General features: G+C 44.2%; 10 protein-coding genes. 5 read left to right on the top strand and 5 right to left on the bottom strand.

The annotated features are described in order from the left end of the window. Positions 1-5 precede the first annotated feature (5 nt). The 3 genes from UWK_RS14275 to UWK_RS14265 all read left to right on the top strand — a co-directional run bounded on the left by UWK_RS14275 (position 6) and on the right by UWK_RS14265 (position 2,627). Positions 6-230 (top strand): DUF4911 domain-containing protein, encoded by a 225-nt coding sequence (locus UWK_RS14275; RefSeq protein WP_015405096.1) that lies wholly within the window; start codon positions 6-8, stop codon positions 228-230. Between the two features lie 22 nt (positions 231-252). Then, positions 253-1,599 carry a tRNA (N6-isopentenyl adenosine(37)-C2)-methylthiotransferase MiaB gene (miaB, locus tag UWK_RS14270; protein WP_015405095.1) on the top strand — a complete coding sequence of 449 codons (1,347 nt, stop codon included), beginning with the start codon at positions 253-255 and terminating at the stop codon, positions 1,597-1,599. A gap of 65 nt (positions 1,600-1,664) precedes the next feature. Then, the gene (locus tag UWK_RS14265; protein ID WP_015405094.1) at positions 1,665-2,627 is read left to right on the top strand and encodes an arsenic resistance protein; all 963 of its coding nucleotides are present in this window, start codon (positions 1,665-1,667) and stop codon (positions 2,625-2,627) included. Positions 2,628-2,673: 46 nt separating this feature from the next. Here UWK_RS14265 and UWK_RS14260 read toward each other — a convergent pair whose 3' ends face one another. After that, a complete protein-coding gene (locus tag UWK_RS14260; RefSeq protein ID WP_015405093.1) occupies positions 2,674-3,201 on the bottom strand; it encodes a universal stress protein in 528 nt (175 codons plus the stop codon). A gap of 243 nt (positions 3,202-3,444) precedes the next feature. Between UWK_RS14260 and UWK_RS14255 the strand changes: the two genes are divergently transcribed. Further along, a complete protein-coding gene (locus tag UWK_RS14255) occupies positions 3,445-4,518 on the top strand; it encodes a threonine aldolase family protein (protein WP_015405092.1) in 1,074 nt (357 codons plus the stop codon). 359 nt (positions 4,519-4,877) lie between these two features. Beyond that, complete coding sequence (locus UWK_RS18700; RefSeq protein ID WP_015405091.1) at positions 4,878-7,850, top strand: transporter substrate-binding domain-containing protein; 2,973 nt, start codon at positions 4,878-4,880, stop codon at positions 7,848-7,850. Positions 7,851-7,999: 149 nt separating this feature from the next. On the opposite strand, the gene UWK_RS14245 is transcribed toward UWK_RS18700, so the two are convergent. From UWK_RS14245 to UWK_RS14230, 4 genes are read right to left on the bottom strand one after another with little or no spacing between them, the layout of a single operon-like run. Beyond that, positions 8,000-9,277 (bottom strand): TolC family protein, encoded by a 1,278-nt coding sequence (locus UWK_RS14245; protein WP_015405090.1) that lies wholly within the window; start codon positions 9,275-9,277, stop codon positions 8,000-8,002. Then, positions 9,264-12,377 carry an efflux RND transporter permease subunit gene (locus tag UWK_RS14240; protein ID WP_015405089.1) on the bottom strand — a complete coding sequence of 1,038 codons (3,114 nt, stop codon included), beginning with the start codon at positions 12,375-12,377 and terminating at the stop codon, positions 9,264-9,266. Before UWK_RS14240 ends, UWK_RS14245 begins: the two co-directional genes overlap by 14 nt. Beyond that, a complete protein-coding gene (locus tag UWK_RS14235) occupies positions 12,377-13,465 on the bottom strand; it encodes an efflux RND transporter periplasmic adaptor subunit (RefSeq protein ID WP_015405088.1) in 1,089 nt (362 codons plus the stop codon). Before UWK_RS14235 ends, UWK_RS14240 begins: the two co-directional genes overlap by 1 nt. Then, complete coding sequence (locus UWK_RS14230; protein ID WP_015405087.1) at positions 13,462-13,899, bottom strand: MarR family winged helix-turn-helix transcriptional regulator; 438 nt, start codon at positions 13,897-13,899, stop codon at positions 13,462-13,464. The genes UWK_RS14235 and UWK_RS14230 overlap by 4 nt, the downstream gene beginning before the upstream one ends. Positions 13,900-13,917 lie beyond the last annotated feature (18 nt).

The following is a 13,917-nucleotide window of genomic DNA, read 5'->3' as shown; positions in this document are numbered from 1 at the left end:
TTTTTATGTCTATTAATCTTATCCCTTTGTACCTAAGGATAAATCCGGCAAGATACCATTTTCTGAAATTTATCCTCGAGGCATATGACGGCCTCTGCCTTCTTTCCACTGTTCCTGGAGAGAAAGGCTGTGTCTGTGTTCGTTATCCACTGGAAAAGGCAGGAATACTCTACCCCCTGCTCTCTGAACTTGCGAGTTCCATCAAGCCTGTGTCTTCCATTAATCATTGAGAAACTGAAACAATACCCTATCATGCACTCAAAAACGTTTTTTATAAAAACATTTGGCTGTCAGATGAATCTGCGAGATTCTGAGATAATGGCCCAACTCCTTGGAGAAAAAGGATATGTCGAGACCAGTGACTCTGAAACAGCTGATTTGATTATTCTGAACACCTGCTCCATCCGTGCAAAAGCCGAACAAAAAGTAATGAGTCTCCTTGGAGTGTTGCGAAAACAGAAAAAACGAAATCCAAATCTAAAAATTTGTGTTGCCGGCTGCGTTGCGCAGCAGGAAGGACAGCAGATCATAGAACGTATGCCCCATGTTGACCTTGTGGTTGGAACTCAGAATATCTACGAGCTTGCCGAATTGCTTAAGGAGAAAAAACAGCAGACAGTCGCTACCTCCCTTGTAGACAATTACAGTATTCCTGCCTTTATCCCTGATCTTGGCAAACAGGAGAGTGAGGTAGGCCCCGTGGTGTTTAAAAAGTTTCTCACCATTATGCAGGGATGCAACAACTACTGCACCTATTGTGTCGTACCTTACACAAGGGGACGCGAAATATCACGACAGGCCAGCCATATACTCCAAGAAGCTCGCGCGTTGGTTGATGGTGGGGTGAAGGAAATCACCCTTCTTGGGCAAAACGTGAATTCCTACGGCAAAACCAATAACGTAATAGAAGGAAATGGATCCTTCAGTTTTAGCGACCTACTTCGCCAGGTAGCTTCTATTCCTGGCCTGAGACAGCTTCGCTTCACAACGTCCAACCCAAAAGATCTTTCCGATGACCTGATGCGCTGCTTTGCCGAAGTTGATATTCTCTGTCCACATTTTCACCTTCCTGTTCAGTCCGGTTCAAACCGAATACTCTCCTTAATGAATCGCAAATACAGCCGTGAGCTATATCTGGAAAAAGTTGCTGCCCTGCGTTCGTATTGCCCTGAAATTGCCATCACCACTGATATGATAGTCGGTTTTCCCGGTGAGACGAATGAGGACTTCGAGGAGACCATGGCTCTGTTGGAAGAAGTTTATTATCACGGGTCATACTCTTTTAAATACTCAGACCGACCAGGAACGCGCTCTTCAGCGTTTGAGGATAAGGTTGAAGAATCCGTTAAGGCCGAGCGATTACTTCGTTTTCAGACAAGGCAGGATGAAATCTGCCTTGAACATAATAAAAAGTATGTCGGTCAAGAGCTTCCCATGATGATTGAAAAAAACGATGGTGATGCTATTGTCGCAAGAACCGGAACAAACCACCTGGTCCATATTACAGGCGAAGTGAACAGCTGCAAACCTGGTGATATCGCTACAGCCCGTATTCTTCATGCAGGCCATCATTCTTTACAGGGAGTATTAAAAAAGTAATAATAAGCTTATAGAATGGCATTTCATGTCTTTGCAAAAAAAAGCCCATCTTTCCCTTGAAACAAATGAGTCTTCGAGCCGTCTTCACATTCCCATCCAGAAATCTAGTGGCTGTTATTCCCTGCGTGATATGCGTAGCTCTGCTCTGTGGCCTCTTTGTCGACACCTCTCCTTTGAAAATCCTCATCCTGCCAGTCGCGATGTTGACAATTTTTCCGGCAATGATAGGTTTTCAGCCACAAGAGCTGCTTGAACTCACAGACCTGCGCTTAATGAGTGTTAATCTTGTATTGAATTTTCTGGCCCTGCCGCTGGCTGCCTTACTGATCGGAAAGTTGTTTCTGGAGTCATGGCCTGAACTGCAGGCAGGCCTCCTTATTATCAGTGTTGTACCAGGTGGGAACATGGCTGTGGCCTTTACCATGCTTTTTGAAGGAAACGTGAGAGCATCACTGAAACTGAGCACCTTGAATCTTATTCTGGGTTCACTTCTTGCCCCGCTCTATCTGTTTTTTCTTGCAGGAACACTCGTGGAAATTGATATTGTCCATATAGGAAGAACCATTGGACTGGTCGTTTTTATTCCTTTGTTTGCAGGTGTTTATACGTATAGAATGCTCTTGAAAAAAATCAGTCAGGAAGAGTTTAAAGAAAAAATAAAACCACTATTACCAGCATTCAGCGTTTGGGGATTAATCTATCTCCTGTTTACAAGCATAAGTATGAAGGCTGAAATGTTTTTTGGCTATCCGGAAACGATCTTTCAAGCCCTCTCCTGCCTGCTGTTGTGGTACTGTACCATCCTGACGATTTGTGTAATTATTGGTCGCAACTTTTTTTCCTACAAAGATGCGATAAGTCTGCTCTTAAATGTGGAATTACGAAATCTTCCCATATGCATTGGGATAGCACTTGCAGCCTTTCCCCCGAAAACAGCCATGATGATAGCTCTGGCATTTCTCTTCCAGCAGCAGCTTGCCATCTGGTTCTGGAAATTAAATAAAAAGTATCCACTCCTCAAACATTAACATCCGCATCCTGTTGCACATTTATCCGGCTAACCTGGCCACAAGGTTACTCAGGAATCTGAACAACAAAAACCGGAAGTCTGGTGGCATCGAGTAAACTCCTGATTGTTCCACGATGAACGATGTCATGAAATTTACTGTGCCTGTGACGGCCAACCACAATCAAATCATAGTTCTGTTCCACCGCCACCTTTACTATTTCCTTCACAGGGTCACCGAGCTTTACCATAACATCATAGCTTATAGCTGCCTCTGTTCCGGAATCATCTTGTAGTTCAGAGCAATAGCGATCGACACATTCGCCTACAATAACAGAATTGTCTCGTTTTCTTCCCAGGAGAATTTCTTTTGCCTCGTTTTGGTCACGATCTTTGATCTCCTCCCAGAGATCTTTAGGCATGTATCCAACAAGGCGATGGTCAAGTTCCGGCTGTTCGTCAACTACATGCAGAACTGTCAGTTTCGAACCATACAACTTACTGAGACTGGCAGCATAGGCAAATGCATGACGCCCTGTTTCTGAAAGATTAGTAGTATAGAGAATTTTCCGGATTGAGACATTAGGGACACCCATTTTTAATACTCCTTGCTGGATAAGTAAATTGCTTTAACCACACCTTTGAGAGTAGCAACAATTTCTTATGGAATGGAAGAAAAAAAAGAAACTTTCTCCCTTTTTCATTTTTTTAACCCTCATCTTATATATTGACCCGGTAAACAGCATCTTTTATTCTCACATCATAATAAGAACACCTTCCCTTCCCGGAAGAGAAAACCCATATCTGCCATATAACAAGTATTAGAATCAGGAGATAAGATGCAATTTGGAAGTGACAATCAAGCCGGGGCATCTCAGCCTGTACTTGACGCATTGTTAGAGGCAAACCATGGATTTACCCACGGCTACGGAAATGACAATTGGTGCGAAAAAGCAGAAGATGCTTTAATGGATGTATTTGGCTGTAAACTTGATGTTTTTTTTGTGGCAACCGGGACAGCAGCGAACGCTCTTGCCCTCTCTTGTATGGTACAACCTTGGGAAACCATCCTTTGCCACCACCATTCTCATATTCTACTTGATGAATCCACGGCCCCTGAATTTTTCTCAGGAGGTAGCCGTCTTATTCCTTTGACACAACATGCCGGAAAACTGGAAATCAGACATTTGAAAAAATTCTTTCGAAATGTTTCCCCTGAGATCCCACACACACCCTCTGCCAAAGCCCTAAGTATCACTCAAACAAATGAGGCAGGGCAAGTGTACACTGAGGTGGAAATCTCATCCCTTTGTTCCCTTGCCCATGAAAACGGTCTTCATGTCCATATGGATGGGGCACGCTTTGCCAATGCTGTGGCCTCTCTTGGATGTACATTTGCGGATATAAGCTGGAAAGCCGGCGTTGATGTCCTTAGCCTTGGTGCAACAAAATGCGGAGCCCTTGCTGCTGAAGCAGTTGTTTTCTTCAGGCAGGACCTTGCAGAGAATTTTATCCATCGTAGAAAACGATCGGGACACCTTCTTTCAAAAGGCCGTTTGTTTGGTGCCCAATTTGTTGGCTGGTTGAAGAACAACCATTGGCTGGAGCTGGCCACACATGCCAACGCCAAGGCACAGCAATTAGCCAGGGCACTAAAAGTTTTTCAGGAAATAGTTCCTGTCTGGCCATGCCAGGCAAACGAAATTTTTATTACCATGCCCAGACAATTGGCTGAAAGACTGCAGGCAGAAGGTGCCGAATTTTACCAATGGCCCATCCAAACTCTGCCGAACAACTATACTCTCAGGGACGAAGATGTCTTTGTACGGCTGGTGACATCCTTTGCAACCAGCGACGAACACATCAGGGATTTTTGTGATCGTATTAATGAATTTAAAGCATCAGCACCTTAAACCATCATTCCGACTGTAATGAATTGTGATTGAAGGGTTTTCGCCTTTCTTGATCTAGCGATGCAACAGTAACCAATTTTACCGATATCGGCCTGTTTTTCTACACGAAACAATCCTTTGCATTTAAAAAATTCCTTTAAAACTATACAGTATTTTGATAAGCTACTGTAAAGATATCTTATTTGTTTAATTACAGATAAAATTAGATGGTGTGCATTAAGCCCCTGTGTTCTACTACCTATTACCCCATCCACAGAACATACAAGATTCACTTGCGCTCATGGCGTCTGTGGTCAGTACGTTGGCGTGAAATATTTTATCGTTAAACAACTGATGTACTACCTGCCGGAGAGAAGAAAATGCTCCACCTATCCGTATTGTCAAATAAAAACACAAGCCCCCATGCTAAAGTTGTATGGCCAATACGCTTTCTTTCGATCTTCTTTATTTTATGGTGGATAGTTGTCGCCACTGCTTTTGCTGATTCTCTCGGAACAACGCAAGAAAACCAAGGATTTTCCGTGGCAGTAAATCTTACCGAGCATGAGCGCGCCTGGCTGGATCGACATCCGGTAATTCGAATTGGTGTGGATGCTGAATTCCCACCGTATGAGTTTATTAATCAATATAACCAACACAGTGGCATTTCAAGTGATTATCTAAAAGAACTTTCAAAAATCCTCGGTATCAGGTTTGAGATGGCATTGGGTCTGAGTTGGTCCGAGATCCTCAACCAGGCCAAAGAAAAAAAAATCGACTTACTACCCCTGGTCACCGCCTCGCCTAAACGTTCAGAATACCTCACCTTTACCGCTCCATATGTCCGCTATCAAATTGCGATAATATCTCGAGAAGGTCTTCCTCCCACGCAGACACTTTCTGACCTTACAGGTAAAAAAGTCGCCTTGGTTGAAAATTATATTTCAACAAAACAGGTCCTCGAAAATAATCCGGCTATTCAACCATATTTTGTGAAAAACGTGATGGAGGGACTAAAATCAGTAGTAGATGGAACAACGACGGCCATGATCTCCGACACCGGTACCACCGCCTACATACTGAAGGAATTTTCTCTACCATCCCTGCATATTTCCGGTTTTATCGACATTCCCGTCCAGGCCTTTTCCATCGGGGTAAGAGATGACTGGCCGGAACTGACCTCAATTCTCAATAAAGCCCTCCAGTCAATACCGGATCATCAAAAACAACAGATAGTGCGACGCTGGCTTGAGCCTGCTCCAGATGACAATATTGTCATTATGCTTACTCAGCAAGAAAAACTATTTATCCAACAGCACCCCGTCATTCGCCTCGGTATTGATCCTGAATTTGCTCCATTTGAGTTCATGGAGAATGGTATCTATAGCGGGATGACATCAGATTTTATCCAGATACTCAACAAACGGCTAGGGCTTAACATGCAGGTAGTAAAGGGGCTTAGCTGGACAGAAGCGATTGAAGGCGTAAAAAAAGATAGCATCGACATTCTTCCCTGCGTCGGCATCACCGATGAGCGTAAAGCTTTTCTCAACTTTACTAAGCCCTATATCAATTTTCACCGGGTGATCATTACTCGTAACGATATGCCTTTCATCTCAAGTCTTCATGATATTCGCTCCCTGCGAGTAGCAGTCCAGACCAACACCTCGCATGCAGGTTACCTCAAGGAGTATACCTCCATTGCGCCGGTGCAGTTTCCAACACTTCGAGAATCACTACTGGCTCTTAACAATGGCGAAGTTGAAGCATTTATAGGAAATGTTGCCTCTGCGACCTACTGGATCAGGAAGATGAATCTAAGTAATCTCAAAGTGGCAGCACCGGTTTCTCAGGAGCTACAGAGCCTTCACTTTGCAGTACGCAGCGATTGGCCCGAGTTGGTTGGTATTCTTCAAAAAGGGCTGGACTCCATAAGCGACAAGCAGCGAAGACTCATTTCAGAGAAATGGTTAATTTTAGAGTATGATCCTATCAAAGATTATGCACTAATCATAAAAATTTCATTGGGTTTTCTTGTCCTATTAATTGTAGTGGGATTATGGAATGTCCAGATCAGGCGACAAAAAAAAGAGATTCAGGTAGCCCAAAAGGAAGCACTTGCTGCCAATGCGGAACTAACTCGAATACAAGAAGAATTGGAAGAATTAGTTGCAATCCGAACTTCTGAACTTCAAAAGAGTGAAAAAAACTTTCGCCAGGCGCAAAAAATGGAAGCGCTTGGCACCCTTGTCGGTGGTATTGCTCATGATTTCAATAATATGTTGGCAGGAATCCTCGGCTCGGTTTTTCTAGCCCAACACTCATGCAAAAATCCTGAAGAATTGAATAAATCTCTCACGTTGATCAGTGATCTTGGCTGTCGTGCTGCAGATATGATCAAACAGCTTCTAGCCTTTTCCAGGCAAGAAACCGTTCTCAAGTCCTCCCTACCCCTGACGCCTTTTTTCAAGGAAGCAATCAAACTGATCAGAATCGGGGTGGAAGAAAATATCAACTTTAATTATCATGTTTGTAATGATAAAATCTCCGTTTATGCCAACTCAACACAGCTACAACAACTTTTGTTCAATCTAGTGAATAATGCCAAGGATGCTGTGGCAGATGTGAAGAATCCAAAAATTTCTGTAAGTCTGTCTTCTTTTGAATCAAATGAGGATTTTTTTGCCAAACACCAAAATCTAAGAATTTCCTCCGACCGTTTTGCAGTACTGGAAGTGCAGGATAATGGTGAAGGAATTCCACCCGAGAACCTTGAGCAACTATTCGATCCATTTTTTACCACCAAAGCGGTGGATAAGGGGACGGGTCTCGGTCTTGCCATGGTTTATGGAACCGTCAGAGACCATGGCGGCGTTGTGGAGGTAGACAGCACTGTTGGCAAGGGAAGTTGCTTCAGGGTGTATTTACCCCTCGAAGAAGCCCCTGCCGTTCAGATGGACAAGGAAAGTTACGAGCTATTCCCAGGAAAAGGTGAAACAATTCTTTTGGTCGAGGATAATTTACAGCTTCAGTCAACAAACAAGGCGATTTTAACCAAGCTTGGCTACCTGGTGAAAATTGCAAACGATGGCAAGGAAGCCCTTGATCTCTTTGTCACCAATCACGACCATATTGATCTGGTAATTATGGATGTTGTGATGCCCAACATGAGTGGCCTCGAAGCCGCGAAAAAGATGCGTCAATTCAACCGGGATGTGAAGGTTATCTACTTCACCGGTTACGACTCCAAGGGCCCGTTGACTAAACATATGAAACAGGTGCATGGAGTAGTGCTCAACAAGCCCTGCCCCATCAATCACCTAAGCAGAACCATACGCGAGCAGTTGGCCTGATTGATTTTGAGGTGGAACCGATTGTCTACACAGGTTTATGAAACCCAGTTTCCCTTCGAACAAGACAAGGAATGTTACTCTTTGAACCATGCTTCCGACTAAAAAAGTATGGTGATGGCAGACCACACAACGTTCATTTTTGAGTGCTTTTAAGATTTTCCGCTTCGGAACTGAAAGCCCTCAATCATGCGGGTAATGCGGAAGGTGTTTTCAAACAGCGCTCTAATGACAGCGACCTCATTGTAGCGCGCCCGGGAAAGATTGGTTACAGCGTCAAGCAAATCCGATTCCCGCTGTAGTCCTTCTGTGTACTTAAGCTGAGTAATTCGAAGATTTTCTTCTGCATGTCTGATATCTTCTCTGGCCACCTCCACATTTGCCATGCTCACCCGGTAATCGATAAAGAGATTGCTGAGATCTGTCTCCAGGCTGTTTTTTAGTTCTGCATGGTCATATTGAATTTCACGAATATTCAATTTTGCTTTGGAAATTGTGGCCTCACGTGAAAATCCGTCGAAGAGGTTGTAAGAGAGCAGCAATTGAGCCTGAAGTTCATCATTGTTCAGTTCTCCGTTCCCATTTATAAAATCATCATCATAGCGTGAATAACTTCCGACAATATCGATCCTGGGGTAATAGTTTCCCCGTTCCGCTTTCACCTGCAGGGAAGCTGACTGGGTCAGTCCTTCCAAGGCCAGGAGTTCAGAGCGATTGCTGAACATTTTTTCTCTACAGAGTTCCTGATTTTCAACTCTGGGAAGTAGGGAGAATTCGTGGAAACTCAGTTCACCGAGGAGCAGCGTAGGTTTGTTGATCTCCCGCCCCAACAACTGAACACTCTTATCCAGATCTGCCTGTCTTTTCTGGAGAGTGATGTTTGCGTTATCCAGATCAACTTTGAATTTTAACAGTTCATTTTTCCCGATGAGACCTACCTCTAACCGTCGCTGTCCGTCCTGGTAAATGCGTTCAAGTGTTTTTTGTGCATCCTGTGTCACAGTGAGACTTGCCCGGTTTTCATAAACATTCAGATAACGAAGAGCCACATTAAGCTGAATATCCTGTTCAATACTGTGCAATCTATGGCCTTCTACCTCTCGCAGAATCCGTGCAGACTGAATAGAATACCTGTCACGAAATCCTGAAAAAATATTCATGCTAAGCGCGCCGTAGAGAGAGCTGTTCTCACGATATGGGTAGGTAACTGGCTTATCGAGACTGGTTGCGCGATATCCTATATCCAGCGATGGATAATAAGCGCTCTGTACACGCGCTATCTCCTGATCACTTTTCTCCACGGTAACCTGGTAACGTTTAATGATTTCACGATTTTCGACAGCACTCTTCTGCATTTCGACAAGGTCCATTGCCTGAGAGGATACTGTCAGAAAGAGAAGGAACAGTGGGAAAATGCTAAATACTTTCATGGTGACGACTCCCTTCAAACTTGATAACAAAGGATAACAGGGCCGGAATAACAAAGAGGGTGAGGAGTGTTGAGAGTGCAAGTCCTCCAAGAAGAATAGCTCCAAGACCTCGATAGAGTTCAGAGCCAGCCCCTGTCGAGAGAACCAGGGGCAGCATACCGAGAACAGAAGTAGTAGCACTCATAAAGATGGGGCGAATCCTGGTGCGAACAGCTTCAGAAATAGCAACGACACCCTGCATGTTATTAAAACGGACGTTGTTCAGTGACTGATGGACAATAAGGATCGCATTGTTCACCACGGTTCCAACAAGGATAATAAAACCAAGCATGGCCAGAACATCAAATCCCTGAGGGGCAATAAGGGTGTTCACCGTCCACAGGCCGACAAACCCACCAGCCGCTGCCAGAGGAATAGAAAACATAATAATAAAAGGATAAAGAAAATTTTCAAAAAGTGCTGCCATAAGTAAATAAGTGATCAGCAGGGCCAGCAATAGATTCCACTGCAGAGCCAAGCGGGCTGCACTAAGCTTATCCGCATTACCACCAATGGTGATATCAACTCCTTTGAGTTGGCCTGCAGCTTTTAACGATGCGACAGCTTCATTCTCAATAATATTCATGGCATCCTGCAGAGCAACATCCTGTGGGGGAGTTACCTGCAGAGTGATAGTACGCTTTCTTTCCAGATGGTTGATCTGGGGTATGCCCTGACTGTAGGCCATCTCTGCAACATCACCTACCCGGATAAGACTGCCAAGACCGTTGACAATATTTGCCTTAAGGATATTTTCAGGTGACGAAAAGCGCGTCTCTCTACCGGTGAGAATAAGATCCTTTTGTTTGCTTCCCTCAGGGCGAAATTCATCAATCTTGCGTCCATCCATAAGAATATCAATGTAAGTTCCAAGGTCATATTCCGTCATACCGCTTGCTGCCAGCTTTTCTTTGTTGGGAAGTACCTGAATTTCTGGATAACTGACCTCAAGTGATGGAACTGGCCGTACCTGCGAGGAGGGTATTTTGGCACTGATAGTTCCAAACAGTACCCTGCCTGCGGCAACAATCTGATCAATGTCTTCTCCGGCAATATTTACATCCACCGTTCGCCCCTTGCCAATTCCACTCTCGAAGATACCTGCCTGGAGACTGACACCAAAAACACCAGGAATGGAACGCATTATTCGGTTGAAAAGAGGCATCATCTCAGCTCCCTTTGTCTCGTGGGTGGAAATTCCGCCAAAGAGTGTGAAACGATCAGCTCCAACAAAAAACATATTTTTGAGTTGCGGAATGCCATCCTTACCATCTTCCTTGAAATAGGGTTCCGCTTCCTCATAAATGTATGTTCCGAGCTCCTGCATCTTTTCTACAGAATATCCAGGTGGTGGAATGAGAATGTTAAGGATAAGGTTACGGTTCCCCTGGGGAAGATATTCTGCACTCGGAAGGAGTAAAAAGATAAGGCACACTGAAAAGGAGGTGAAAGCAAATATTGTAAGCAGTCGATTGAACATGTTTTTCAGACAAAAATCTGAAAAACGCATGATCAGGTTTACGAAAAATGGACCGACCACACTCTTCTGCATCCTATTCTGTGGTTTGTCTTTTTTATTTTTGTATAACTGATAGGAGATGGTAGGGATAACTGAGACAGAGACAAAAAGACTGAGTAGGATTGAGAAGGTAATGGCAATAGCAATATCACGAAAGAGCTGCCCTGCCTCTTCCTGCATAAAAATAATCGGAAGAAAGACTGCAACGGTTGTTGCGGTCGAGGCAAACACAGCTCCCCACACCTCCTGAGTACCCTCCCATGCAGCCTTGTAAGCAGATTTTCCAAGTTTGCGATGGCGATCAATATTCTCGAGAACGACAATAGAACTGTCAACCAGCATACCAACGGCAAAAGAAATACCGGCAAGAGAAACGACATTGAGGTTTCTTCCGGTAATCCAGAGAAAGCCAAAGGCGCCAATGGCTGATATGGGAATAGCAATGGCAGTGGTTAGAGTGGAGCGAATGCTGCGTAAGAAAATCAGGAGGACACAGATAGCAAGCAGGCCGCCTATTGCAACATTCCTCTTCACCAGATCAATGGCGGTATTGATATAGGGACGCTGGTCGTAGACCCAGTCTATATAAAGCCCCTGCTCTGCAAGAAATGTCTTATTGAGTCTCTCCACCTCCTGCTCCAACCTATCGGTCATGGCAAGCACGTTAGTACCGGGTTCCTTTCGTACTCCAACAACAATAACTGGTTCTCCGTTATGGAGTACAGCTAAGTTTTCCTTGGCATAGTCTTTATCAACTGTGGCAATATCTCTGATATAGACGCGCTGCATGCCATCGTCAAAAACAACAACATCCAGTACATCCGCTGGCGACTGGAACTGGCCAAGGGTACGGATGCGATAGTTTTTACGACCAATTCCTAAAACTCCTGCTGATTGATTCTGGTTGGCATTTCGAACTGCAGCGATAACGTGATTAATGGAGACATTATGGCTTGCCATCCGATCCATATCCAAGGTGATATGGAGTTCGGTGAGGGTACCTCCGAAAATAAAAAGTGACCCAACTCCCCTCACCCTTTCAAGATGCTGACGCACATTATCTTCAAAATAACTGCGGTAATGGTTTATTGACTCGGAGTTTTCAGCAACCGGTTTCAGCATCATCCAGACAACCGGTGAGGCATTAGCCCCAGCAGATTCAATGACCGGACGGTTAACATTCTCTGGATAATTACTTATCTCATTGATTTTATTAGAAACCCGTAGAAGAGCGTCATCAAGGGAAATGTCAAGTTCAAAAGAGAGGGTAATCTCTCCGTAGCCATTATAGCTTGAACTTTCCATTTTGGTCAGTCCCTGAAGTCCCTTCAACACCTCTTCCTGCTGCTCAATTATCTCTTTTTCAATTTCATAGGGAGTAGCTCCTCCCCAGTTTGTCTTAACAGTTATTTGAGGAGTCTCAACATCGGGTGTGAGTTGAACCGGAAGTTTATTGAATCCGATAAGGCCGAAGAGCAGTATAAGTATCACCCCCACGGTGATGGACACCGGTTTAGCAAGAGAATATCGTATAATATCCATTACTTTTCTCCTGTAACCCGAACAGCCTGATCTGGACGCAGCCGTTCATTCCCTTCGATCACCACAGGCATACCAGCAACGATATGAGGACTGTCCACCCCTACTTTGTCACCCATATACGAAACGATATGGACCGGCATAATGGCTGCCTTGTCATCTTTGATGCTGTAAATAAAATCTTCTCCCTGAAACTTGATAAGTGCAGCACGGGGGATTATCCTGAGATTCTTCTCAAAGCTTGCAGGGAGGTGTACTGTTGCTGACATATTCGCAGCTATTATACCCTGAGCAGGAATCCGGATCTTAACAAAAATTGTCTTGGTCTTAAGGTCAGCAACCGGGTCGATGTCTTCAACAATCCCGTCAACTTTTCGTTCTAAAGCATCAATACTGACAGATAATTTTTGTCCTTTGTTAAAAAAACGCAGCAAAGACTCTCCTATTGGTGCCTTGACAAAAAGATCAGCACTGGAACCTAGAGAGACAAGTTTTCTACCCTGCTGCACCCATGCACCTGTGTCCACATCCTTTGTGAGAATAATACCGGTAAATGGTGCACAAATGACCGATCGTTCTTTTTTAATCATTAAATTGGACAACTCATCCTGGCGTGCCTGTCTTTCAAGTTTTGCATCCTCAAAGGTGTATCGGGCATCATCATAGTCTTTTTCACTGACTCCGGATTCCTTGTAGAGAATTTCCAGCCGTTTGAAGTTTTTCTCAGTATTTTGCATCCTAAGATCATTCTGGGCTATACGAGTTTTCTTGAGGGAGATATCACTGTCGAGAAGCTTTGTGTCAAGTCGAACCAAGATATCACCCTGTTTCACCTGATCACCTTGGCGAACCAGTACCTCATCTACAAGGCCAGTCACTTCAGTGGATATATCGCTGATTCTGTCATAAAAAAGAGTACCAATGACTGTCTGGGTCTCGGCAATGGCCTCCTGGGTAACTTTTGTAACGACCACGGAAGCTGGTGGTTGTTCCTGAGCATGAAGGGGTGAAAAGAAAAGAAAAAGAACAAGCGAGGTAAAAAGGGTTTGGAGGAAAAAGCTCTTCTGAACGGGGATTGTAAAGTATGTCATTTTATAGTTGTCTCCAGGTTACCCTGCATGGTGCAGAGAATTTGAGTAAAAAGATCCTGCTCCTCTATGGTTATCCCTCTGGTCAGCTGCTTGGTGAAGGCTTCCAAGACTAGACTTACCTCTGCAACAAGATCCCTCCCTTGTGCAGTTATAAGGACAAGAATGGAGCGCCTGTCTTTAGGATTTTTTTCTCTTCGTATATAATTTTTCCTTTCCAGGCGATCAAGAATTCGTGTCACGTTGGCTGCACTCTTCTGAACAATTTTACTGAGTTCCTGATGGGAAAGAGCTGTGTTTTCATCCATGTTCTTTAATATATGAAGTTGCTCAACCGTCATATCGTAAGGCTTGAGAACTTTCTCCGCATGGAGAGTCATAGCCTGGGCGGTCATGTAGAGCAGTCTTCCAATAGGTTTTCTTTCGCATTTGGCCATTAGTTGCCTCCTTAATGT

This window comes from Desulfocapsa sulfexigens DSM 10523 (assembly GCF_000341395.1).
Taxonomy (GTDB): Bacteria; Desulfobacterota; Desulfobulbia; order Desulfobulbales; family Desulfocapsaceae; genus Desulfocapsa; species Desulfocapsa sulfexigens.
This window is presented reverse-complemented; position numbering and strand designations above follow the sequence as displayed.